Origin of the sequence: Enterobacter sp. BIDMC93 (assembly GCF_001037805.1) — a bacterium.
GTDB lineage: Bacteria > Pseudomonadota > Gammaproteobacteria > Enterobacterales > Enterobacteriaceae > Enterobacter > Enterobacter hormaechei_C.
The window spans coordinates 3,950,206-3,970,262 of the sequence record NZ_KQ089962.1 but is presented as its reverse complement, the minus strand read 5'-3'; the positions used below and the strand labels follow the sequence as shown (position 1 = coordinate 3,970,262).

Genomic DNA, 20,057 nt, shown 5'->3' with positions numbered 1-20,057 from the left:
AAAAGTGGCTGTGACGGGAGTCACAACATTCTTGCGCATAAATACGTTTTATACGGGAACCTGGCGTTTGCATTTGAAGCGTAATTCGAAAGGTAAATTCAGCTTAACAACGGGCGTAATGCCTTTACAGTCTCTCTTCAACGATTAACGAACAAATTTCCACACCGAAGAGGGGATCTTGTCATACAGTTTATTCATGGTCAGCTCAGCAAGACGATGGTCGGCAGCTGAATAAAATACCGCCAGTTCATTATCAGACAGCTCGTATTTATTTTTCTCAATAACTCGTTCAAGGGTGTCAATTGACTGGCAGCGTCGCAGGCGCATCAAATAATCGACTTTTGTTAATGGTTTATCAGACATAAATTCACCTTAGTAATTGTAATAATTTTAACAGGAAAGACTAACCGGATTAGCTCTGCTGACATTAGTGAAGCAGCGAAATAGACGGTTTCCTGATTTACGCCATTTCTGCAAATCCTGTGCGTTAATGCCGTAGCTGCTGAACAACATAAAGGTGTCGTCCAGGTATTCATCAATTTGCTCTATCAACTTATTATCTTCATTGTACTTAATTTTATAATTAAGTGCGAAGGTGGCGATATGCTCGATCAGCTCGTTAAGCTGTAAATTGATAGCAGACGTTGGATCGTTCACCCAGCCATGGTTACTTTCTTCAAGATTGGCAAGGCAGTCATGGTACAAGGATTCGCAGAGAAATTTCAACTGCGCGATATCATGCCTTTTTGGCGAGTACTCGTCCATAGCGCATCCCCTTCTGAGTGATTTTTTACTCACCGAACATCATGTCGGGATGGATACAACTTGCTTAGCCACACGGGAGCTGTGTTCCTGATAACTCTAACTATAAGCCACTCTGATCAAGATTTCACCGCGCTATTACGAAAAATTACAATTAAATCGTTACTGTTCGAGCCTTTACGCAAATCTACCTTTTGCAGCGAACGCGTTAATCAATAAAAAAGCCGATTTTTATCGGTTCCTTAGAATTCATTGAGTTAGCGCAAAGTTTCATGTGAAGTCCGAAACCAGATATCTTCAGATATTTTCCATTGCTTAGGAATAGTCCGAATAATTTACGTCACGAAATGATAATAAAAGAATGCTGAGTTCCTGGTGTAAGTTATCGGCCTATTATGCCAGGCCTTATTAAAAAGGAGGAAAATAAATAGAAAGGCAATAGGTCTATTTTATGATTTTTTCTGAAAAAGAAAAAGGCCGCAAATGCGGCCTTTTTATCATGTGAAACCGGTATCAGTGATGTTCTACCGAATGATTGTGCTCAACGTCTTCATTCTTACGGCTGAAGCGGCGGCGAACCACCACGAAGAACACCGGTACGAAGAAGATCGCAAGAACGGTCGCGGTTACCATCCCACCCATTACGCCGGTACCTACTGCGTTCTGTGCGCCGGAGCCCGCGCCGGAGCTGATAACCAGCGGCATAACGCCGAGGATAAATGCCAGGGACGTCATCAGGATTGGACGCAAACGCATACGAACGGCTTCCAGCGTTGCTTCAATCAGGCCTTTTCCTTCTTTCTCCATCAGATCTTTGGCGAATTCGACGATTAGTATCGCGTTCTTCGCCGACAAGCCAATGGTTGTCAGCAGGCCCACCTGGAAGTAAACGTCGTTGGTCAGCCCACGGAACGTTGCGGCAAGCAGCGCACCGATAACCCCCAGCGGAACCACCAGCATAACGGAGAATGGAATCGACCAGCTCTCATACAATGCCGCCAGACACAGGAACACCACAATCAGTGAAATGGCGTACAGGGCAGGGGCCTGGTTACCGGACAGACGTTCCTGATAGGACATGCCGGTCCAGTCGTAGCCGACACCCGCAGGCAGTTTGCTGGCCAGTTCTTCCATCAGGTTCATGGCTTCACCGGTGCTTCGGCCCGGGGCTGCCTGACCGAGGATTTCCATCGATGGCAAGCCGTTATAACGCTCCAGACGCGGTGAACCGTATTCCCAGCGCGAGGTTGAGAAGGCGGAGAACGGCACCATCTGGCCATCGCTGCCGCGAACATACCAGTTGTTGATATCGTTCGGCAGCATACGGTATTGCGCTTCGGACATCACGTAGACTTTCTTCACGCGACCACGGTCGATGAAGTCGTTGACGTAGCTGCCACCCCAGGCTGCACCCAGCGTGGTATTAATGTCGCTGATGGAAACACCCAGCGCCTGCGCTTTTTCCTGGTCGATATCGATCTTGTACTGCGGCGTATCTTCCAGACCGTTAGGACGTACGCCCACCAGCAGGTCAGGGTGTTTTGCCACCTCGCCAAACAGCTGGTTACGCGCCTGAGTCAGTTTTTCGTGGCCCAGACCGCCCTGGTCAATCAGCTGGAAGTCGAAGCCGGTCGCCGTACCCAGTTCAACAATCGCTGGCAGGTTAAAGGCGAAGACCATCGCATCTTTAATCTGTGAGAAGGTGCCCATCGCGCGGCCGGTAATGGCTTCTACCTTGTTCTCTGCGCCCGGACGTTCAGACCAGTCTTTCAGAGAAACGAAGGCGATACCGGTGTTCTGACCACGACCCGCGAAGCCAAAGCCGTTAACCGCAAACACGGATTCGACGTTGTCTTTCTCTTTGGTCAGGAAGTAGTCGGTCATCTCATCCAGCACCTTTTGCGTACGCTCTTGCGTCGCACCGGCCGGAAGCTGCGCCATACTCAGGAACACGCCCTGGTCTTCATCTGGCAGGAACGAGCTTGGCAGACGAACGAACAGGAAAGCCATCCCCACCACGATGATGATATAGAGCAGCAGGTAACGACCGGTGCTGCGCAGGATGTTACCCACGCTGTCGGTGTAGTGGTGCGTACTCTTATCAAACATGCGGTTGAACCAGCCGAAGAAGCCCTTATGCTCGCCGTGACCGCCTTTCTGAATCGGCTTCAGCATCGTCGCGCACAGGGCTGGCGTCAGGATCAGTGCAACCAGTACCGACAGCGCCATCGCCGAAACAATGGTGATGGAGAACTGACGGTAAATCGCACCGGTAGAGCCGCCAAAGAAGGCCATCGGGATAAATACCGCAGACAGTACCATCGCGATACCGACCAGCGCGCCCTGGATCTGGCCCATTGATTTACGGGTTGCTTCCTTCGGCGGCAGGCCTTCTTCCGCCATGACACGCTCGACGTTTTCGACCACCACGATGGCGTCATCCACCAGCAGGCCGATGGCGAGCACCATCCCGAACATCGTCAGGGTGTTTATCGAGTAGCCAAATATCGCCAGCACCGCGAAGGTCCCGAGCAGTACAACCGGCACGGCGATGGTTGGGATCAGCGTTGCGCGGAAGTTTTGCAGGAACAAGTACATCACCAGGAAGACGAGAATGATCGCCTCAACCAGGGTTTTCACCACTTCGTGAATCGAAATTTTAACGAATGGCGTGGTGTCATACGGATAAACGATTTTCAGACCTGACGGGAAGAACGGTTCCATCTTCTTCAGTTCTGCACGGATAGCCGTCGCGGTGTCCAGGGCGTTCGCGCCCGTCGCCAGTTTGATACCCAGACCGGAAGCCGGTTTACCGTTGAACTTCGCAATGATGTCGTAGTTCTCACCGCCCAGCTCAACCTTCGCCACGTCACGCAGGCGAACCTGCGAACCGTCCTGATTCACCTTCAGCAGAATTTTGCTGAACTCATCGGCGGAGGTCAGACGCGTTTGCGCGATGATCGACGCGTTAAGCTGCTGGCCTTTCACCGGCGGTGTACCACCCAACTGACCGGCGGCAACCTGGGCGTTCTGCGCTTTAATTGCGCTGATCACGTCAACCGGCGTCAGCTGGAAGTTGTTCAGTTTATTCGGATCCATCCAGATACGCATCGCGTACTGGGAACCGAACAGCTGAACGTCACCCACACCAGACGTACGGCTGATGGCGTCCTTCATGTTGGCGCCCACGTAGTCGGAAATATCCTCCTGCGTCATGGTGCCGTTGGTGTTGATCACGCCGACAACCATCAGGAAGCTACTGGACGATTTCTCGACGCTCACGCCCTGCTGTTGTACTTCCTGCGGCAGCAGAGGCATCGCCAGCTGCAATTTGTTCTGCACCTGAACCTGTGCAATGTCCGCATCCGTACCGGATTCAAAGGTCAGGGTGATCTGAACCGTACCGGTTGAGTCACTGTTTGAGGACATGTACATCAGGTTATCGATACCGTTCATGTTCTGTTCGATAACCTGCGTAACGGTATCCTGCACCGTTTTGGCATCAGCGCCCGGATAGGTTGCGGAGATCGTCACTGCCGGCGGCGCAATCGTTGGATATTGCGCGACAGGCAGCTTCAGGATCGCAAGTCCCCCGGCCAGCATGATGATTATGGCGATCACCCACGCAAATATGGGGCGATCGATAAAGAAATTAGGCATGTCTTAACGGCTCCTGTTTAAGTTAAGACTTGGTTTGTTCTGACTGGCCAGCGGCCGACGCTTGTTGTTTGTCGTCAGATTTCACTTCCTGAGCTTTGACCTGCGCACCAGGACGAACTTTTTGCAAACCAGTAATAATTACGCGATCGCCATCTTTCAGACCTTCCGTTACCAGCCACTTGTCGCCAATCGCCTGCGTTGCAGTGATATTGCGTGTTTCGACTTTGTTATCGGCACCCACAACCAGTGCGCTCGCATCGCCGCGTGGCGTACGGGTCACACCTTGCTGAGGAACCAGAATGGCGCTTGGGTTAGTCCCTTCCTCAAGACGGGCGCGTACGAACATACCGGGCAGCAGGGTTTTATCCGGATTGGGGAAAATGGCCCGGATGGTGATAGAGCCGGTGGTCTGATCGACGGTCACATCAGAAAATTCCAGTGTGCCAGTCTGTGAGAACTTGATACCGTCGTTGGTAACCAGTTCCACTTTGGCTTTACCATTTTCCTGTTTCAGGGTGCCGTTAGCCAGCTCCTGTTTGAGACGCAGGAAATCGTTGCTGGACTGGGTGACGTCAACGTAGATCGGGTCGAGCTGCTGCACGGTGGCCAGCGCGTTGGTTTGACCGTTCTGCACCAGCGCACCTTCGGTGACGGCTGATTTACCAATGCGACCGCTGATAGGGGAGGTCACTTTGGTGTAGGCCAGGTTAATACGCGCGGTTTCTACCGCCGCTTTCGCCGCCACAACGGCTGCGTTGGCTTGCTGTGCATCGGCCAGGGCAGAATCGTAATCCTGTTGGCTGATGTACTGCGTGCCGAGCAGTTTCTTGTAACGATTCAACGTCAGCTGCGAGATTTTGGCTGCCGCTTCGGCTTTAGCCAGATCGCCCTTAGCGCTCTCATAAGACGCCTGATAGGTTGCTGGATCAATCTGATACAGAGACTCGCCTGCCTTGACATCACCGCCTTCGGTGAAGTTACGTTTCAGGATGATACCGCTCACCTGCGGACGCACTTCCGCAATGCGGTAGGCGCTGGTGCGGCCCGGTAGTTCTGTTGTCATCTGGAGAGGTTCGGATTTGAGCGTCACGACGCCAACTTCTGGCACCTGCTGAGCTCCTTGTTGAGCCTGTTTGTCGTCACATCCTGTAAGCGCTAAGCTGCCTGAGAGCATCAGAACGACCGCCAGAGGCGTTAACCCTCTGTTTTTGTTCATATGTAAACCTCGAGTGTCCGATTTCAAATTGATCAAGGGTCCTGAGTCTAAAAACCCATTGCTGCGTTTATATTATCGTCATGCTATGGTACATACATTCATAAATGTATGTAAATCTGACTCCTGTAAATTCATCAACGTATGGCACGAAAAACCAAACAACAAGCGCTGGAAACCCGACAACACATTCTGGATGTGGCAATGCGTTTGTTCTCACAGCAGGGTGTTTCGGCAACCTCGCTGGCACAGATTGCTCAGGCCGCGGGCGTCACGCGGGGAGCGATTTACTGGCATTTCAAAGACAAGTCCGATCTGTTTGGTGAAATCTGGGAGCTTTCAGAGTCCAGCATTAGCGATCTTGAGAGTGAGTATCGGGCAAAATTCCCTCACGATCCACTCTCAGTGTTAAGAGAAATTCTAGTATATATCCTTGAAGCGACGGTTGTTGAAGAGCGTCGTCGTCTGATGATGGAAATCATCTTCCATAAATGTGAGTTCGTTGGTGAAATGGCGGTGGTTCAACAGGCGCAGCGCGACCTGTGTCTGGAAAGCTACGATCGCATCGAACAGGTCCTCACGGAGTGCATGCAGGCCAAAATGCTTCCTGCCACATTACTCACCCGCCGGGCGGCGATCCTGATGCGCAGCTATATTTCCGGCCTGATGGAAAACTGGCTTTTTGCTCCGGAGTCGTTCGATCTCAGATCAGAGGCGCGCAGCTACGTCGAAATTTTTCTTGAGATGTGCCAGCTCTGTCCGACCCTTCAAAGTAAACTTAGCCCGCGCTCTGCCTGATCGGGCATGGGAAAAATCGTAGACCCTTTCCGTCGTACTATTCTGCTTCAGCCGGGCGTGATATCCTTCATGCCCGACTATTTCCGGTCATTTCTCACATCACATTCACAACTATGCTGCACATCAATCGCTCGCAACATCCTGTTCTGGCCCTGTTTTTGATCCTGCTGTTTTACTTTGCAGCCGCGCCGCTTTCATGGGCCCGTGCAGACAACGGCAGTGACATTCCCACGCGTGCTGATGTTCAGTCGCAACTCGACACCCTGAATAAGCAAAAAGATCTCTCCGCCCAGGAAAAGCTCGTTCAGCAGGATCTAACGGAAACCCTGGAAACGCTGGACAAGATCGATCGCATCAAAGCCGAAACGGCCCAGCTACGGCAGAAGGTCGCTCAGGCGCCGGAGAACATGCGTAAGGCAACGGAGGCGCTGAGTGCGCTCAGCGACGTCGATAACGACGATGAAACCCGAAAAACGCTTGCCACGCTGTCGTTGCGCCAGCTTGAGTCGCGCGTGGCGCAGCTGCTGGACGATCTGCAAACGGCGCAGTCCGATCTCTCAACCTACAACAGCCAGCTGGTTTCGCTGCAAACCCAGCCTGAGCGCGTGCAGAACGCTATGTACTCGGCGTCGCAACAGCTACAGCAGATACGTAACCGTCTGAATGGCATCACCGTGGGGGAAGGGGCGCTTCGTCCCACCCAGCAAACGCTGCTGAACATCCAGCAGACGCTGCTAAACGCGGAGATTGAACAGCAGCGTAAGAGTCTGGAAGGCAACACGGTGCTACAGGATGCGCTGCAAAAACAGCGTGACTACGTGACCGCGAATATCAACCGGCTTGAGCATCAGCTTCAGCTGTTGCAGGAAGCGGTGAACAGCAAGCGCCTGACGCTGACTGAAAAAACGGCGCAAGAAGCGGTTTCGCCAGACGAGACGGCCCGTATTCAGGCCAACCCGCTGGTGAAGCAGGAGCTGGAGATTAACCACCAGCTGAGCGAGCGTCTGATTCAGGCGACTGAAAACGGCAGCGCGCTGGTGCAGCAGAATATTAAGGTCAAAAACTGGCTGGATCGCGCTTTGCAGGCCGAGCGCAACGTCAAGGAGCAGATTGCCGTCCTGAAGGGCAGCCTGCTGCTGTCGCGCATTCTCTACCAGCAACAGCAGACGCTGCCGTCCGCCGACGAGCTGGAAGACATGACCAACCGCATTGCGGATTTGCGTCTTGAACAGTTTGACGTTAACCAGCAGCGCGATGCGCTATTCCAGAGCGATACCTTCGTTGCCAAAGTGGAAGAGGGCCATTCAGGTGAAGTGAACGCTGAAGTTCACGACGCGCTGTTGCAGGTGGTGGACATGCGCCGCGAATTGCTCGATCAGCTTAACAAGCAGCTGGGCAACCAGCTGATGATGGCGATTAACCTGCAAATCAACCAGCAGCAGCTGGTGAGCGTTTCTAAAAGCCTCCAGGAGATCCTGACCCAGCAGATTTTCTGGGTGAACAGCAATAAACCCATGGACTGGGACTGGTTTAAATCTTTCCCGGAAACGCTGAAATCCCAGATCAAAAGCATGAAAATTACCGTGAACTGGGAGAAAGCCTGGCCTGCGGTGATGATTGCCTTCCTGACGGGGCTGCCTTTGCTGCTCATCGCTGGCGTCATACGCTGGCGTTTGAAATGGCTGAAACAGTACCAGGCGAAGCTGGCCTCGGAAGTGGGGCAACTGCGTAACGACAGCCAGCTGCACACCCCGAAAGCGATCCTGATCGATCTGATCCGTGCTCTGCCGGTCTGCCTGTTGATACTCGCCGTGGGCCTGATCCTGCTGACCATGCAGCTGAATATCAGCGATCTGCTGTGGGCGTTCAGCAAGAAGCTGGCGCTGTTCTGGCTGGTGTTTGGTCTGTGCTGGAAAGTGCTGGAAAAAGATGGCGTCGCCGTCCGCCACTTCAACATGCCGGAAAAACTCACCAGCCACTGGCGTCGCCAGATTGTGCGCATCAGCCTCGCGCTGCTGCCGCTGCACTTCTGGTCAGTTGTGGCGGAGCTTTCCCCACTGCACCTGATGGATGACGTGCTGGGGCAACTGGTGATTATGCTGAACCTGCTGCTGATTGCCGTTCTGATGTGGCCAATGTGCCGCGACAGCTGGCGGGATAAAGAGTCCCACAATCTTCGTCTGGCTACCGTAACGGTACTGGCGATCATTCCTCTGGCGCTGATGGTGCTGACGGCGACGGGTTACTTCTATACCACGCTGCGTCTTTCCGGCCGCTGGATCGAAACGGTTTATCTGGTGATTGTATGGAACCTGCTGTTCCAGACCGTGCTGCGTGGTTTGAGCGTGGCGGCGCGCCGCATTGCTTATCGTCGTGCTGTTGCCCGTCGGCAGCATCAGGTGAAAGAGGGGGCTGAAGGGGCAGAGCCGCAGGAAGAGCCGACCATTGCTCTGGAGCAGGTTAACCAGCAAACGATGCGTATTACCATGCTGGTGATGATCGCCCTGTTTGCGGTGATGTTCTGGGCCATCTGGTCTGATTTAATTACCGTCTTCGCCTACCTCGACAGTATCACGCTCTGGCAATACAACGGTACCGAAGCGGGCGCTGCGGTAATGAAAAGCGTCACCATGGGCAGCCTGCTCTTTGCGCTGGTGTCGTCAGTGGTTGCCTGGGCGTTGATCCGCAACCTGCCGGGTCTGCTGGAAGTGCTGGTGCTCTCAAGGCTGAACCTGCGTCAGGGGGCGTCGTACGCCATTACCACCATCCTGAACTATGTCATTATTATTGTCGGGGCGATGACGGTATTCGGCTCGCTGGGCGTCTCGTGGGATAAACTCCAGTGGCTGGCGGCGGCGTTGTCGGTGGGTCTGGGCTTCGGCTTGCAGGAGATCTTCGGTAACTTTGTCTCTGGCCTGATTATCCTGTTCGAACGTCCGGTGCGTATCGGCGATACCGTCACCATCGGTACTTTCTCCGGGACCGTCAGCAAGATCCGCATTCGTGCGACCACCATTACCGACTTCGATCGTAAAGAGGTGATCATCCCGAACAAAGCGTTTGTGACCGAGCGTCTGATCAACTGGTCGCTCTCGGATACCACCACTCGCGTGGTGATCCGACTCGGGGTGGCCTATGGCTCGGATCTGGACAAGGTGAAAGAGGTACTGCTGAAGGCGGCAGCTGACCATCCAAAAGTGATGCACGATCCTGCGCCAGTGGTATTCTTCACCACCTTCGGGCCGAGCACTTTGGATCATGAGCTGCGCCTGTACGTACGCGAACTGCGCGATCGCAGCTACACCGTCGATGAGCTGAACCGCACCATTGACCGTCTGTGTCGTGAAAACGATATTAATATCGCCTTTAACCAGCTTGAGGTTCATCTGCGCAACGAGAAAGGCGATGAGCATACGGAAGTGAAGCGCGAGATTAAGGGGGACGACCCTACTCCCGCCTAATCTATTTCCCTCTCCCCTCTGGGGAGAGGGTAGGGTGAGGGGGAAGTTTCCCCTCAAAATCTCGTCGCACAATCTCCAGCGCTTTCAGCACCGTCTCCGCCGGGATCTCGTGATTTTCCAGCAGCATAATTAAATCGACGGCCAGCTTGACCTCGTCGGGGGCATTTTCCAGTGACATCAGTGGCTCCTGTTAACGGGTCAGGCGTTCAATGACGCGTTCAATCTCATCCAGCGCCTGACGGCAGCGGACGATGCGGCCTTCCAGCGCGCTGATTTCACGCATTAATAACTGCTGCTCTTCCAGCGTTTCGCTGGTGTTCAGGCGGGCTTCGCGCTCGCGCTTCATCTCAAACAGACGGCGCTCAAACTCCTGGTTCTCCAGCCGCTTGCGCTGCCATTTACCGAGCCCCGGCGAGGCGCTGTCCCACGCCCGTAACGGCCAGGCGGCGATTTCCCGGTGCAGGGCGGTGATCTGCTCGGTAAGATGCTCCGCAAGCCACGCGACCTGTTCCTGCTGTTCACTCTCAACCGCGTGACGAAGCTCGTCGAGATTGGTCTGCGCTTCAGCAAGATAATCCTCAATGACGGTGCTGCGGGTGCGGAAGAGCTGTCGGTCAAAGCGCGGTTTCAGCGTGGCGTGGCCCATCAACGGCGTGGCCTGCGCCCGCAGCGCGATCAGCTGATTTTGCAGCCTCTCAAGAAGCAGTGCTGTTTTCAAGGCGCTCTCCAGTGGTAAAGTAGCCGTTCAGTTTGATAACGATTCGCATTATGCAGCGTACTATTTTAATCATCATTGGCTGGCTCGCGGTAGTGCTGGGCACGCTGGGTGTGGTTTTACCCTTGCTGCCGACCACCCCGTTTATCCTGTTGGCCGCCTGGTGCTTCGCCCGCTCGTCGCCGCGTTTTCACCACTGGCTTCTGTACCGCTCGTGGTTTGGCGGCTACCTGCGGCACTGGCAAAAACACCGGGCCATGCCGCCCGGGGCTAAGCCGCGCGCCATTGCCTTCATCCTGATCACCTTCGCCGTCTCGTTATGGCTGGTGAAAATGATGTGGGTGCGCATTCTGCTGCTGGCGATCCTGGTTTGCCTGCTGATCTTTATGTGGCGGATCCCCGTGGTTGATGAAAAGCAACAAAAGCACTGAAGCCTCATCATGGCGGTTGCAATTATGGCGCACAGCCAGTAAATTCGACCGTTTTCGAGCACAGGTGCGCCTGGTCAAAGGTTAAACAACTGTTACTTTGACCGACTCGTCGCGCGCCGTGAGTAACACTGTTTCATTTAGGCACAAACCGATGACCGCAACTGCACAGCAGCTTGAATATCTGAAAAATAGCATCAAAAGTATCCAGGACTATCCAAAACCTGGCATTCTTTTCCGCGATGTCACCAGCTTGCTGGAAGACCCGAAAGCGTACGCCCTCAGCATTGAACTGCTGGTTGAGCGTTATAAAAACGCCGGGATCACCAAAGTAGTAGGTACTGAAGCCCGTGGCTTCCTGTTTGGCGCACCGGTTGCGCTGGCGATGGGCGTGGGTTTTGTGCCGGTGCGTAAACCGCGCAAACTGCCGCGTGAAACCATTGCTGAGAGCTATGAGCTGGAATACGGCACCGATCAGCTGGAAATTCACGTTGATGCCATCAAGCCAGGCGACAAGGTGCTGGTGGTGGACGATCTGCTGGCAACCGGCGGCACCATCGAAGCGACCGTGAAGCTGATCCGTCGTCTGGGCGGGGAAGTGACCGACGCGGCATTCATCATCAACCTGTTCGATCTCGGCGGCGAGCAGCGCCTGGAAAAACAGGGTATTACCAGCTACAGCCTGGTGCCATTCCCGGGACATTAATCCCGTATCTCACAACCTCGCTCAATGGGTGAGGTTGTGATAGCATTCCCCTCCATTAATTCACCTTCCAGCGTTGCAGAGCCTGCCCATGAGTTATCAGGTGTTAGCCCGTAAATGGCGACCACAAACCTTTGCTGACGTTGTCGGTCAGGAACATGTGCTGACGGCCCTGGCGAACGGCTTGTCGCTAGGTCGCATCCATCACGCCTATCTTTTTTCCGGCACCCGCGGCGTCGGTAAAACCTCTATTGCCCGTCTGCTGGCAAAAGGTCTGAACTGCGAAACCGGGATCACCGCCACCCCGTGCGGCGTGTGCGACAACTGTCGTGAGATCGAGCAGGGGCGTTTTGTCGATCTGATTGAGATCGACGCCGCCTCGCGCACCAAAGTGGAAGATACCCGCGATCTGCTCGACAACGTGCAGTACGCCCCGGCGCGCGGCCGCTTCAAGGTCTATCTGATCGATGAAGTGCACATGCTGTCGCGCCACAGCTTCAACGCCCTGCTGAAAACGCTGGAAGAGCCGCCTGCGCATGTCAAATTCCTGCTGGCGACCACCGATCCGCAAAAGCTGCCGGTCACGATCCTCTCGCGCTGCCTGCAATTCCACCTGAAGGCGCTCGACGTTGAGCAGATCCGCGCTCAGCTTGAGCATATCCTCGATGAAGAGAACATTGTCCACGAGCCGCGTGCGCTGCAACTGCTGGCCCGTGCCGCGGACGGCAGCCTGCGCGATGCGCTGAGCCTGACCGACCAGGCGATTGCCAGCGGTGACGGTAAACTCTCCACCGACGCGGTCAGTACCATGCTCGGCACGCTGGATGACGATCAGGCGCTGTCGCTTATTGAAGCGATGATTGCCGCCAACGGTGAGCGAGTGATGGCGCTCGTCAACGACGCCGCTGCCCGTGGCATTGAGTGGGAAGCGCTGCTTGTCGAGATGCTCAGCCTGCTGCACCGCGTGGCGATGCTGCAACTGTCTCCGTCGGCCATTGGCGCGGACATGGCGACCATTGAACAGCGGATGCGTGAACTTGCGCGCACCGTGCCGCCGGCTGACGTTCAGCTTTATTATCAGACGCTGCTGATTGGCCGCAAAGAGCTGCCGTTTGCACCGGATCGCCGGATGGGCGTTGAAATGACGCTGCTGCGCGCGCTGGCCTTCCATCCGCGCAAGCCATTGCCGGAGCCGGAAACGCCCCGGCAGTCCTTTGCGCCGGTTGCGCCGACCGCGGTAATGTCACCGCAGCAGGTGCCACCGCAACCGGCATCGCCGCCGCCGCAAAACGTGCCGCTGTCGGATGCCACCAGTTCGGTGCTTGCCGCACGAAGCCAGTTGCAACGTGCGCAGGGAGCAACCAAACCAAAAAAGAGTGAACCGGCAGCGCCTGCAAGAGCGCGGCCGGTGAACAACGCCGCGCTTGAACGACTGGCCTCGGTAACGGAGCGCGTGCAGTCGCGTCCGGCACCGTCCGCGCTCGAGCAAAAAGCCCCGGCGAAAGAAGAGGCATACCGCTGGAAGGCGACCACCGTTGTTGAAACGGTCAAGGAAGTGGTCGCCACGCCAAAAGCGCTGAAAAAGGCGCTGGAGCATGAAAAAACGCCGGAGCTATCCGCGAAGCTCGCGGAAGAGTCCATCGAGCGCGACGCCTGGGCCGCCGAGGTCAGCAAACTGCAACTGCCGAAGCTGGTGGAGCAGGTCGCGCTGAACGCCTGGAAAGAGCAGGACGGTAATCAGGTGCGTCTGCACCTGCGCCCTGGCCAGCGGCACCTCAACTCCCCTGGCGCGCAAAAGGCGCTGGCCGAGGCGCTTACCGCATTACAGGGTGTACCGGTTGAATTGACTATCATTGAAGATGATAATCCGGCGGTGAAAACGCCGCTCGAGTGGCGTCAGGCCATTTATGAAGAGAAGCTCGCGCAGGCGCGCGAGGCGATAATTGCGGATAACAACATCCAGACCCTGCGTCGGTTCTTCGACGCCGATCTGGATGAAGAGAGTATTCGCCCCATTTGATCGTGAGTCTGACTTACGGTTGTAATCCTTAACGTGAAAGAAGAGAGAAGCCTATGTTTGGTGGAAAAGGCGGTCTGGGTGGCCTGATGAAGCAGGCTCAGCAGATGCAGGAAAAAATGCAGAAGATGCAGGAAGAGATCGCTCAGCTGGAAGTCACGGGTGAATCCGGTGCCGGTCTGGTCAAGGTGACCATCAACGGTGCGCATAACTGCCGTCGCGTTGAAATCGACCCGAGCCTGCTCGAAGACGACAAAGAGATGCTGGAAGATCTGGTTGCAGCCGCGTTTAACGATGCCGCTCGCCGTATCGACGAAACCCAGAAAGAGAAAATGGCCTCTGTTTCCAGCGGTATGCAACTGCCGCCGGGCTTTAAGATGCCATTCTGATGCAAACCAGTCCGCTGCTCACGCAGTTAATGGAAGCACTGCGCTGCCTGCCGGGCGTTGGCCCGAAGTCGGCGCAGCGTATGGCGTTTACGCTATTGCAGCGCGACCGCAGCGGCGGGATGCGCCTGGCGCAGGCTCTGACCCGCGCCATGTCAGAAATTGGCCACTGTGCGGATTGCCGGACCTTTACCGAGCAGGACGTATGTAACATCTGCACGAACCCGCGTCGTCAGGAAAACGGTCAGATTTGCGTGGTGGAGAGTCCGGCGGACATCTACGCCATCGAACAAACCGGGCAGTTTTCCGGCCGCTATTTCGTGCTGATGGGGCATCTCTCCCCGCTGGATGGCATCGGCCCGGACGATATCGGTCTTGACCGCCTGGAGCAGCGCCTGGAGTCGGAAACCATCAAAGAGGTGATCCTCGCCACCAACCCGACGGTGGAAGGGGAGGCAACCGCCAACTACATCGCCGAGCTGTGCGCGCAGTACGGCGTTGACGCCAGCCGCATCGCCCACGGCGTGCCGGTCGGCGGTGAGCTGGAGATGGTCGACGGCACCACGCTGTCACACTCGCTGGCCGGACGTCACAAGATTATTTTCTGACCAAACGGAGGCTGCGCGCGCGGCCTCCGCTTGAAAATTCCTCCCCTTATCCCCATCTCTCACTCAACGTTTTACAACCCCATTAAATGGCATTGTTGAGGTCGACTTAGATGAAAGGACAAGAAACCCGTGGTTTCCAGTCAGAAGTAAAACAGCTTCTGCACCTGATGATCCATTCCCTGTATTCCAACAAAGAAATCTTCCTGCGTGAGCTGATTTCCAACGCCTCTGATGCGGCGGACAAGCTGCGCTTCCGCGCGCTGTCTAACCCGGATCTGTATGAAGGCGACGGCGAGCTGCGCGTGCGCGTCTCGTTTAATAAAGAGAACCGCACCCTGACCATCGCCGATAACGGCATCGGGATGAACCGCGACGAGGTGATTGACCACCTCGGAACCATCGCCAAATCCGGCACCAAAGCGTTCCTTGAGTCCATGGGCTCTGACCAGGCGAAAGACAGCCAGCTGATCGGTCAGTTCGGCGTAGGCTTCTACTCGGCGTTCATCGTGGCGGACAAAGTCACCGTGCGCACCCGCGCCGCGGGCGACAGCGTCGAGAACGGCGTGCTGTGGGAGTCTAAAGGTGAAGGTGAATACACCGTTGATGACATCACCAAAGCGGATCGCGGCACAGAAATCATCCTGCACCTGCGTGAAGGCGAAGACGATTTCCTGAACGACTGGCGCGTACGCTCCATCATCAGTAAGTATTCCGACCATATCGCGCTGCCGGTTGAGATTGAAAAACAGGAAGAGAAAGACGGCGAAACCGTGGTTTCCTGGGAGAAAATCAACAAGGCGCAGGCGCTGTGGACGCGTAATAAAGCTGAAATTAAAGACGACGAGTACAACGAGTTTTACAAGCACATCGCCCACGACTTCACCGATCCGCTGACCTGGAGCCACAACCGTGTTGAAGGGAAGCAGGAGTACACCAGCCTGCTGTACATTCCGGCGCAGGCGCCGTGGGACATGTGGAACCGCGATCACAAGCACGGCCTGAAGCTGTACGTGCAGCGCGTGTTCATTATGGACGACGCCGAGCAGTTCATGCCGAACTACCTGCGCTTTGTGCGTGGCCTGATAGACTCCAACGATCTGCCGCTGAACGTCTCCCGTGAAATTCTTCAGGACAGCACCGTCACCCGTAACCTGCGCAACGCCCTGACCAAACGTGCGTTGCAGATGCTGGAAAAACTGGCGAAGGACGATGCGGAAAAATACCAGACCTTCTGGAAACAGTTTGGCCTGGTGCTGAAAGAAGGTCCGGCGGAAGATACTGCGAACGTGGAAGCTATCGCTAAACTGCTGCGCTTCGCCTCTACGCACAACGACTCCTCCGCCCAGACCGTGTCGCTGGAAGAGTACGTCTCCCGCATGAAAGAAGGGCAGGAGAAGATCTACTACATCACCGCCGACAGCTATGCGGCAGCGAAGAGCAGCCCGCATCTGGAACTGCTGCGTAAGAAAGGCATCGAAGTGCTGCTGCTGTCTGACCGCATCGACGAGTGGATGATGAACTACCTGACCGAGTTCGACGGTAAATCCTTCCAGTCCGTTGCCAAAGCCGACGAGTCTATCGATAAGCTGGCGGATGAAGTGGACGACAGCGCGAAAGAAGCCGAGAAGGCGCTGGAGCCGTTCGTTGAGCGCGTTAAAACGCTGCTGGGCGACCGCGTGAAAGAGGTGCGCTTCACGCACCGTCTGACCGATACGCCAGCCATTGTCACCACCGATGCGGACGAAATGAGCACCCAGATGGCGAAACTGTTCGCTGCGGCGGGCCAGGCCGTGCCGGATGTGAAATATATCTTTGAGCTTAATCCGGATCACCCGCTGGTGAAACGCGCGGCGGATACCCAGGACGACGCCCGCTTTGCGGAGTGGGTTGAACTGCTGCTGGATCAGTCCCTGCTGGCCGAGCGCGGTACGCTGGAAGATCCTAACCTGTTCATTAAACGTGTGAATGCGCTGCTGCTGGCGTAATCTTCCCTCACCCCGGCCCTCTCCCACAGGGAGAGGGTGAAAGAGTTCCCTCTCCCTGTGGGAGAGGGTTAGGGTGAGGGCACCAGACCGCCCGAAGCCAAATTATCTCCCCCCGTTAACCGTTTCAGCCTTCCCGCCTTCCTTGAGCCATACCCGTTCTGGTGGTATTGTTTAGCGCTTTTTGAAAAATTGAATCGACTTTTGAGGGGATTTTCGCAATGCGTATTATTCTGCTTGGCGCTCCGGGCGCGGGTAAAGGAACTCAGGCTCAGTTCATCATGGAGAAATACGGTATTCCGCAAATCTCCACCGGTGACATGCTGCGCGCCGCTGTTAAATCTGGCTCCGAGCTGGGTAAACAAGCGAAAGACATCATGGACGCAGGCAAACTGGTGACCGACGAACTGGTTATCGCGCTGGTTAAAGAGCGCATTGCTCAGGAAGACTGCCGTAACGGTTTCCTGCTGGACGGCTTCCCGCGCACCATTCCTCAGGCTGACGCCATGAAAGAAGCGGGCATCAACGTGGATTACGTGCTGGAGTTCGACGTACCAGACGAGCTGATCGTTGACCGTATCGTTGGCCGTCGCGTACACGCTGCTTCTGGCCGCGTTTACCACATCAAATTCAACCCACCTAAGGTTGAAGGCAAAGACGACGTGACCGGCGAAGAGCTGACCACCCGTAAAGACGATCAGGAAGAAACCGTGCGTAAACGCCTGGTGGAATATCATCAGATGACCGCACCGCTGATCGGCTACTACACCAAAGAAGCGCAGGCGGGTAACACCAAATACGCGAAAGTGGACGGCACCAAAGCCGTGGCTGACGTACGTGCAGAGCTGGAAAAAATCCTCGGCTAAGCGCACCTCTCTCACCCGGAGCCCCGGGTGAGAAAAATTCTCATCTTACCTATTACAGCAATGGGTTTCGTTTAAACGCATTTCCGCTACAATTGACAGCCTATCAAATGGTTAAGAGGCGTGAATGAGTCAGGCGAAAACCGGCATCCTGCTTGCCAATCTGGGCACCCCAGAAGCACCTACTCCAGCGGCGGTCAAACGCTACCTGCGACAATTTTTAAGCGACACGCGCGTCGTGGATACCCCAAGACTGCTGTGGTGGCCACTGCTGCGTGGCGTCATTCTGCCGATTCGTTCCCCGCGTGTGGCAAAGCTCTATCAGTCCGTGTGGATGGAAGAGGGCTCGCCGCTGATGGTGTACAGCCGTCGTCAGGAGAAGGCGCTGGCCGCCCGCCTGCCGGACATGCCCGTTGCGCTCGGCATGAGCTACGGTAAGCCGTCCCTGGAAAGCGCCGTCGACTCTCTGCTGGCGCAGGGCGTTGAACACATTGTGGTGCTGGCCCTTTATCCGCAGTATTCGTGCTCCACGGTAGCTGCCGTCTGGGACGAACTGGCGCGCATTCTGGCGACCCGCCGCCGTATACCGGGTATCACCTTTATCCGCGACTATGCCGATAACGAGCTGTACATTCAGGCGCTTGCCAGCAGCGCGCGCGCGTCGTTTGAAAAACACGGCGAGCCGGATCTGCTGCTGCTCTCCTATCACGGTATTCCGCAGCGTTTCGCGAACGAAGGGGATGATTACCCCCAGCGTTGCCGCGATACCACCCGCGAGCTGGTCTCCGCCCTCGGCCTGCCGCCTGAGAAGGTGATGATGACCTTCCAGTCGCGCTTCGGCCGTGAACCGTGGCTCACCCCGTATACTGATGAAACGCTTAAGATGCTGGGCGAGAAGGGCGTGAAGCACATTCAGGTGATGTCGCCGGGCTTCTCGGCGGACTGTCTGGAAACGCTGGAAGAGATTGCTGTCCAGAACAAAGAGTTCTTTATGGAGGCGGGCGGAACGAAATACGAATACATTCCTGCGCTTAACGACTCCCCTGAACACATCGACATGATGGTGTCACTGGTCACCACCCGCCGCTGATCGCGTTACGGGCCGGGTTTGTGCTACCATTCCCGGCCCGTATTCTTTGCACAGTTCAGACCATGAAATTTCCCGGTAAACGTAAGTCCAAACACTATTTCCCCGTCGATGCCCGCGATCCGCTGTTACAGCAAATTCAGCAGGAAAGCGAAACCAGCGCTGCCTGGGTGGTCGGTATCGATCAGACGCTGGTGGACATTGAAGCCAAAGTGGATGATGCGTTTGTCGCACGTTACGGTCTGAGCGCCGGGCACTCGCTGGTGATTGAGGATGACGTTGCTGAAGCGCTATATCAGGAGCTGGTGCGCGAAAATCTTATCACCCACCAGTTTGCCGGCGGCACCATCGGCAACACCATGCACAACTACTCCGTACTGGCAGACGACCGCTCGGTGCTGCTTGGCGTGATGTGCAGCAATATCGAAATCGGTGGCTATGCCTACCGCTACCTGTGCAATACCTCCAGCCGCACCGATCTGAACTATTTGCAGGGCGTTGACGGGCCGATTGGCCGCTGCTTTACGCTGATAAGCGATTCCGGCGAGCGTACCTTTGCCATCAGCCCCGGCCATATGAACAAGCTGCGCGCTGAAAGTATCCCGGAAGAGGTGATCGCGGGCGCGTCTGCGCTGGTACTGACCTCCTATCTGGTGCGCTGCAAGCCGGGCGAACCAATGCCGGACGCAACCATGAAGGCAATTGAGTACGCGAAGAAATACAACGTGCCTGTGGTTCTGACGCTGGGCACCAAATTCGTCATTGCCGACAACCCGGAGTGGTGGCAGGCCTTCCTGAAAGAACACGTCTCGATTCTGGCGATGAATGAAGAAGAAGCCGAAGCGCTGACCGGCGAAAGCGATCCGCTGCTGGCGTCTGATAAGGCGCTGGACTGGGTAGATCTGGTGCTCTGCACCGCCGGGCCGGTCGGGCTGTATATGGCGGGCTTCACGGAAGAAGAGAGCAAGCGAAAAACCCAGCACCCGCTGCTGCCGGGCGCAATCGCCGAATTTAACCAGTACGAGTTCAGCCGCGCCATGCGTCATAAAGACTGCATCAACCCGCTGCGTATCTTCTCCCACATCGCACCGTATATGGGTGGCCCCGAGAAGATCATGAACACCAACGGCGCGGGCGACGGCGCGCTGGCCGCGCTGCTGCACGACATCACCGCCAACGCCTACCACAAAACCAATGTGCCGAATTCCAGCAAGCACACCTTCAACTGGCTGACCTACTCCTCGCTGGCGCAGGTGTGCAAGTACGCGAACCGCGTGAGTTATCAGGTGCTGAACCAGCATTCACCGCGCTTAACGCGGGGGCTGCCGGAACGGGAAGACAGCCTCGAAGAGGCGTATTGGGACAGGTAAAAGC

Annotated in this window: 17 protein-coding genes and 1 other annotated feature; of the genes, 11 read left to right on the top strand and 6 right to left on the bottom strand. The window is 55.7% G+C overall.

Features of this window, described 5'->3' with window-relative positions:
• Window positions 1-144: 144 nt before the first annotated feature.
• From SK58_RS18605 to acrA, 4 genes are all read right to left on the bottom strand, one after another.
• Window positions 145-363, bottom strand: coding sequence for an HHA domain-containing protein (locus SK58_RS18605; protein WP_015571250.1), 219 nt, complete (start codon window positions 361-363; stop codon window positions 145-147).
• Between the two features lie 27 nt (window positions 364-390).
• On the bottom strand, window positions 391-765 hold the full coding sequence (gene tomB, locus SK58_RS18600; protein WP_006809850.1) for an Hha toxicity modulator TomB: 375 nt from the start codon (window positions 763-765) through the stop codon (window positions 391-393).
• 510 nt (window positions 766-1,275) lie between these two features.
• Window positions 1,276-4,422, bottom strand: a complete 3,147-nt coding sequence (gene acrB, locus SK58_RS18595) for a multidrug efflux RND transporter permease subunit AcrB (protein ID WP_015571248.1) — start codon at window positions 4,420-4,422, stop codon at window positions 1,276-1,278.
• Between the two features lie 22 nt (window positions 4,423-4,444).
• Window positions 4,445-5,638, bottom strand: coding sequence for a multidrug efflux RND transporter periplasmic adaptor subunit AcrA (acrA, locus tag SK58_RS18590; protein WP_017694395.1), 1,194 nt, complete (start codon window positions 5,636-5,638; stop codon window positions 4,445-4,447).
• Window positions 5,639-5,779: 141 nt separating this feature from the next.
• On the opposite strand from acrA, the gene acrR reads away from it, so the two are divergent.
• A complete protein-coding gene (gene acrR / locus SK58_RS18585; RefSeq protein ID WP_015571247.1) occupies window positions 5,780-6,433 on the top strand; it encodes a multidrug efflux transporter transcriptional repressor AcrR in 654 nt (217 codons plus the stop codon).
• A gap of 113 nt (window positions 6,434-6,546) precedes the next feature.
• A complete protein-coding gene (gene mscK / locus SK58_RS18580; RefSeq protein WP_048220303.1) occupies window positions 6,547-9,894 on the top strand; it encodes a mechanosensitive channel MscK in 3,348 nt (1,115 codons plus the stop codon).
• 1 nt (window position 9,895) lies between these two features.
• Here mscK and rsmS read toward each other — a convergent pair whose 3' ends face one another.
• Both rsmS and priC read right to left on the bottom strand, forming a co-directional pair.
• Window positions 9,896-10,072 (bottom strand): pleiotropic regulatory protein RsmS, encoded by a 177-nt coding sequence (gene rsmS / locus SK58_RS18575; protein WP_017694394.1) that lies wholly within the window; start codon window positions 10,070-10,072, stop codon window positions 9,896-9,898.
• Between the two features lie 12 nt (window positions 10,073-10,084).
• Window positions 10,085-10,612 (bottom strand): primosomal replication protein N'', encoded by a 528-nt coding sequence (priC, locus tag SK58_RS18570; protein WP_017383213.1) that lies wholly within the window; start codon window positions 10,610-10,612, stop codon window positions 10,085-10,087.
• Window positions 10,613-10,662: 50 nt separating this feature from the next.
• On the opposite strand from priC, the gene SK58_RS18565 reads away from it, so the two are divergent.
• The 9 genes from SK58_RS18565 to SK58_RS18525 all read left to right on the top strand — a co-directional run bounded on the left by SK58_RS18565 (window position 10,663) and on the right by SK58_RS18525 (window position 20,053).
• Window positions 10,663-11,040: a DUF454 family protein gene (locus SK58_RS18565; RefSeq protein WP_015571246.1), complete on the top strand. Its 378-nt coding sequence runs from the start codon at window positions 10,663-10,665 to the stop codon at window positions 11,038-11,040.
• Window positions 11,041-11,191: 151 nt separating this feature from the next.
• Window positions 11,192-11,743 (top strand): adenine phosphoribosyltransferase, encoded by a 552-nt coding sequence (gene apt / locus SK58_RS18560; protein ID WP_000127359.1) that lies wholly within the window; start codon window positions 11,192-11,194, stop codon window positions 11,741-11,743.
• An 88-nt stretch (window positions 11,744-11,831) separates the two neighbouring features.
• A complete protein-coding gene (dnaX, locus tag SK58_RS18555) occupies window positions 11,832-13,760 on the top strand; it encodes a DNA polymerase III subunit gamma/tau (protein WP_017694393.1) in 1,929 nt (642 codons plus the stop codon).
• Window positions 13,090-13,154: a sequence feature (DnaX frameshifting element), on the top strand. It overlaps the preceding gene by 65 nt.
• A gap of 53 nt (window positions 13,761-13,813) precedes the next feature.
• A complete protein-coding gene (locus tag SK58_RS18550; RefSeq protein ID WP_003858972.1) occupies window positions 13,814-14,146 on the top strand; it encodes a YbaB/EbfC family nucleoid-associated protein in 333 nt (110 codons plus the stop codon).
• Window positions 14,146-14,751 (top strand): recombination mediator RecR, encoded by a 606-nt coding sequence (gene recR, locus SK58_RS18545; RefSeq protein WP_006809843.1) that lies wholly within the window; start codon window positions 14,146-14,148, stop codon window positions 14,749-14,751. Before SK58_RS18550 ends, recR begins: the two co-directional genes overlap by 1 nt.
• A 110-nt stretch (window positions 14,752-14,861) precedes the next feature.
• Window positions 14,862-16,736, top strand: coding sequence for a molecular chaperone HtpG (htpG, locus tag SK58_RS18540; protein ID WP_033486645.1), 1,875 nt, complete (start codon window positions 14,862-14,864; stop codon window positions 16,734-16,736).
• 218 nt (window positions 16,737-16,954) lie between these two features.
• Window positions 16,955-17,599 carry an adenylate kinase gene (adk, locus tag SK58_RS18535; RefSeq protein ID WP_006809841.1) on the top strand — a complete coding sequence of 215 codons (645 nt, stop codon included), beginning with the start codon at window positions 16,955-16,957 and terminating at the stop codon, window positions 17,597-17,599.
• A 124-nt stretch (window positions 17,600-17,723) separates the two neighbouring features.
• A complete protein-coding gene (gene hemH / locus SK58_RS18530) occupies window positions 17,724-18,686 on the top strand; it encodes a ferrochelatase (RefSeq protein WP_017383216.1) in 963 nt (320 codons plus the stop codon).
• Window positions 18,687-18,748: 62 nt separating this feature from the next.
• Window positions 18,749-20,053 carry an inosine/guanosine kinase gene (locus SK58_RS18525; RefSeq protein WP_032104066.1) on the top strand — a complete coding sequence of 435 codons (1,305 nt, stop codon included), beginning with the start codon at window positions 18,749-18,751 and terminating at the stop codon, window positions 20,051-20,053.
• Window positions 20,054-20,057 lie beyond the last annotated feature (4 nt).

What these genes read in the sequence shown, in the direction of transcription:
- SK58_RS18605 (WP_015571250.1), bottom strand. Translation starts at nt 363, where the DNA reads ATGTCTGATAAACCATTAACAAAAGTCGATTATTTGATGCGCCTGCGA.
- tomB (WP_006809850.1), bottom strand. Translation starts at nt 765, where the DNA reads ATGGACGAGTACTCGCCAAAAAGGCATGATATCGCGCAGTTGAAATTT.
- acrB (WP_015571248.1), bottom strand. Translation starts at nt 4,422, where the DNA reads ATGCCTAATTTCTTTATCGATCGCCCCATATTTGCGTGGGTGATCGCC.
- acrA (WP_017694395.1), bottom strand. Translation starts at nt 5,638, where the DNA reads ATGAACAAAAACAGAGGGTTAACGCCTCTGGCGGTCGTTCTGATGCTC.
- acrR (WP_015571247.1), top strand. Translation starts at nt 5,780, where the DNA reads ATGGCACGAAAAACCAAACAACAAGCGCTGGAAACCCGACAACACATT.
- mscK (WP_048220303.1), top strand. Translation starts at nt 6,547, where the DNA reads ATGCTGCACATCAATCGCTCGCAACATCCTGTTCTGGCCCTGTTTTTG.
- rsmS (WP_017694394.1), bottom strand. Translation starts at nt 10,072, where the DNA reads ATGTCACTGGAAAATGCCCCCGACGAGGTCAAGCTGGCCGTCGATTTA.
- SK58_RS18565 (WP_015571246.1), top strand. Translation starts at nt 10,663, where the DNA reads ATGCAGCGTACTATTTTAATCATCATTGGCTGGCTCGCGGTAGTGCTG.
- apt (WP_000127359.1), top strand. Translation starts at nt 11,192, where the DNA reads ATGACCGCAACTGCACAGCAGCTTGAATATCTGAAAAATAGCATCAAA.
- dnaX (WP_017694393.1), top strand. Translation starts at nt 11,832, where the DNA reads ATGAGTTATCAGGTGTTAGCCCGTAAATGGCGACCACAAACCTTTGCT.
- SK58_RS18550 (WP_003858972.1), top strand. Translation starts at nt 13,814, where the DNA reads ATGTTTGGTGGAAAAGGCGGTCTGGGTGGCCTGATGAAGCAGGCTCAG.
- recR (WP_006809843.1), top strand. Translation starts at nt 14,146, where the DNA reads ATGCAAACCAGTCCGCTGCTCACGCAGTTAATGGAAGCACTGCGCTGC.
- htpG (WP_033486645.1), top strand. Translation starts at nt 14,862, where the DNA reads ATGAAAGGACAAGAAACCCGTGGTTTCCAGTCAGAAGTAAAACAGCTT.
- adk (WP_006809841.1), top strand. Translation starts at nt 16,955, where the DNA reads ATGCGTATTATTCTGCTTGGCGCTCCGGGCGCGGGTAAAGGAACTCAG.
- hemH (WP_017383216.1), top strand. Translation starts at nt 17,724, where the DNA reads ATGAGTCAGGCGAAAACCGGCATCCTGCTTGCCAATCTGGGCACCCCA.
- SK58_RS18525 (WP_032104066.1), top strand. Translation starts at nt 18,749, where the DNA reads ATGAAATTTCCCGGTAAACGTAAGTCCAAACACTATTTCCCCGTCGAT.